Here is a 2,916-nt window from a genome sequence, read left to right as displayed (position 1 = left end):
CCGACGGTGATTTCATAATGCACCTCTCACAATTGAGTGATGGAATGTTGCGGCTTCAGGTGGCCTGACGTGCGCACCCAGTCCCGCAGTTGCTGCTCCTTGATGGAATCCAGCGTAATCCACCACGGTCCCCGCCCGTCGAGCTTGCGGGCCTGGACCACGTGGCGCTCGATCCAGTAATAGACCACGTGCGCACTGATGCCCAGCTGGCGAGCGAGCTGCTGTACCGTGAGCTCGTCCGGCCGCCTGAAGCAGGTTGCTTCAATTTCATAGCGGTAACGGATCCATTTGACCATTTCAAGCGTGAACGATTTGCCAGAGGCGCTGCGCAGCCCTTCCTGATTGAGGTGTGCAACGATTTGTCGGTCAGGCAGATGCTGCGATAGTACACGCACCCGCTCGACGAACACGGCGGGGTAACGCATCGCGTCGGCCGCTGGCTTTGGCAGGTCCACGGTGATGTCAGTACACGCGCTGCCCTGCCAGCGGATATGCAGCACGGCTTGTCTTGTGGCGGACTGTTTCTCGACCGTGATGTCCCGGATGAGCAGTCGCAACATACGCTTGCGATCCTTCGCCGAGGTTGTGGCCGCACGCCAGAGGCGAGGCAGATTGCGCGCGAGCGCGAGAACCTGGGCCTTCTGTTCGGACGTCGCGACGCGTGCCTTCTGGCTCTGGAACTGGGCAGCTTCCGTCCTGATCGCTTCGAGCCGAAGCATCGCGTCATTCCAGCGGCGCTCGAGGGTACCCGCGACCAGACGGTTGGCCGGGTCACATTCCTGGTAGCGCCGTTCAGCGAGTGCGACCTCATACCCAGCGCGTTCAATGCGCATGTCCCACTGACGCATGATGGCGCGATCGCGCTGTTCGAGTTCGTTCAGGGCAGTGACGGCGAGCTTGAGTTCGGCAGGCTGCAGGGCGGTGAGTACTGCCTCGCCAATCGCGTTGTCGAGCAGATCGCTGCGCATGCTTATGCAATCGGTGGTCGCCAGACCATCGCGGCGACGCGCACTACACAGGTACTGTGGATAAAGGCCACCATTACCCTGGTACCGCACGGTCAGCGCCCGGCCACAGCGGCCGCATATCAGCATTCCCTGAAGCAGTGCCAAGCCTTCACGTGCCGCACCGCTGAGCACGGTACCTTCGCCGTTGGTCCGATTGCTTGCCAGGCGTGCCTGGTTGCGCTCGAATTCCTCCGGGGTGATATATCCTTCGTGATGGTCGGGCAGATGGACTCGCCAGTCCGCCTTGGGTACCGGCTGCACGCGCTTATGAACCTCTCCTTGCGGGGTGATTCGCTGGCGATATTGGTACCGTCCAAACACATAGACGCCTGCATAGGAAGGATTCCTGATCAGACCGAGTACGCGTTCGTGGCTCAGTCGCCCCCAGATGAGTCGGCCTGCCCAGGCACCTCCATAGGCCCGCTTTGGAAAGCGCAGGCCATCTTCCGCAAATCGCTTGACGACCGCGTATGCGCTGCCGGTCTCCTGAAACAGACGAAGTGCCAGTTGCACAGCGCCCCGCACCTCGTCATCGGGATCCAGGACGATGCGGCTGTCATCGTCATAGCACAAGCCGACAGGCAGCGGAAAGCGCAACTCACCCTTCTGTGCCTTGTTGAGTTTGCCGCCCTGGAGGCGCCCGCGCAAAAAGTGTAGTTCGGCCTGTGCCATCGTTCCTTTGAGACCAAGAAGCAGGCCGTCGTTGAAGTCGCCCGGGTCGTAGCAACCATCGGCGTCGATCACCAGGGTATGAGTGAGTGCACACAGTTCGAGCAGACGGTGCCAGTCCAGATTTGAGCGCGCCAGTCGCGACACTTCCAGCGCAAACACTGCACCCACTTGCCCCATCGAGACATCCGCCACCAGCGTCTTGAAGTCCTCGCGGCCCATCATCTGCGCCCCCGACTGGCCAAGGTCGCGGTCCAGGATCCGGACCGCCGTGGATGGCCAACCCAGTGCCAGCGCCTTCTCGCGCAAAGCATATTGACGCTCGGTGCTCTCCTGATGGTGCCGCACCTGGGCCAGCGTCGACTGGCGGATATAGATGTACGCCGGCTTGCTCAGATGTTGCGGGGTGATCTTGGTGTTCATCGACGGCCTCCGCGGTCGGTTCCAGCTCGGGTCCGGCGGTGAGCCAGGCCTCGAGCATGTTGGCGATGAGTACGCCGGCCAGGTGAGGATCGATGCAGTGGGTGAGTGACAGCGACGACTGGCTCACCGACGCCTCTCAGAGCGCTTCGCGGCGGCGTAAGAGTTCGCGGTTGATCTCGCAAATCTCCTCGATGATCTCGCGGACCCGGTGATAGTTCGCCAGGCGTTCGGTAACGTCGGCGTAATCGGCCTGAGGCACGTAGTCCATTTGCGGTCGGCGACCGGGAAAGCTCACAGACAGGTAGTACTTGGGACCATGACCGGGGCCGTCGGCACACTTGCAGCCGGGTTTGCCGCAGCGCTTGTAGCGCTCGATGAGCGAACCACGCAGGAGCGTGTCCAAAGGCGGCATTTGCCGCAGCAACTGGACGCGACGCTTGCGCAACGTCGACGACGGAATATCTTCCATGAGCGGACCACGTTAACGACTGGTCTGATAGTAGGACACGAAAATCCATTGATCAAGCTCCTTTGGCGGGTGATTTCTTCGAGGCAGACAAGGCAAGCTGGTCAATCAGGTCAATCAACTCCAGCAACATGTCCAGCTCGAAGCAGCACACTGTAACGTCGCCGCTATGGACAGAGGGCGTGCCCCAGTCGGTCCACTCGCGGGCAATGCTGAAGCTGCCGCGCTCGGCATGACCCACGAGCAGCGCGTCAACTCCGCCGACGCGACGCGTCTTCAGTACGGGAAAGCGCTGGCCTTTAAGTGGATGGAACGGATGGCAGATCTCGGCCCATCCCAAATCCGGGTTGG

At 61.3% G+C, this 2,916-nt stretch carries 3 protein-coding genes; all 3 read right to left on the bottom strand.

The features are described 5' to 3' along the window. Positions 1-26: 26 nt before the first annotated feature. Positions 27-2,099 carry a recombinase family protein gene (locus P0D73_RS46175; RefSeq protein WP_408436388.1) on the bottom strand — a complete coding sequence of 691 codons (2,073 nt, stop codon included), beginning with the start codon at positions 2,097-2,099 and terminating at the stop codon, positions 27-29. A 136-nt stretch (positions 2,100-2,235) separates the two neighbouring features. After that, on the bottom strand, positions 2,236-2,568 hold the full coding sequence (locus tag P0D73_RS46170) for a DUF6788 family protein (protein ID WP_408182501.1): 333 nt from the start codon (positions 2,566-2,568) through the stop codon (positions 2,236-2,238). 52 nt (positions 2,569-2,620) lie between these two features. Then, positions 2,621-2,916 (bottom strand): Y4bD/Y4pK family protein (locus tag P0D73_RS46165; RefSeq protein WP_408436385.1); only part of this gene is annotated, 296 nt, incomplete at its 5' end.

It is taken from the genome of Paraburkholderia sp. RL18-101-BIB-B, from assembly GCF_046026985.1.
Taxonomy (GTDB): domain Bacteria; phylum Pseudomonadota; class Gammaproteobacteria; order Burkholderiales; family Burkholderiaceae; genus Paraburkholderia.
This window is presented reverse-complemented; position numbering and strand designations above follow the sequence as displayed.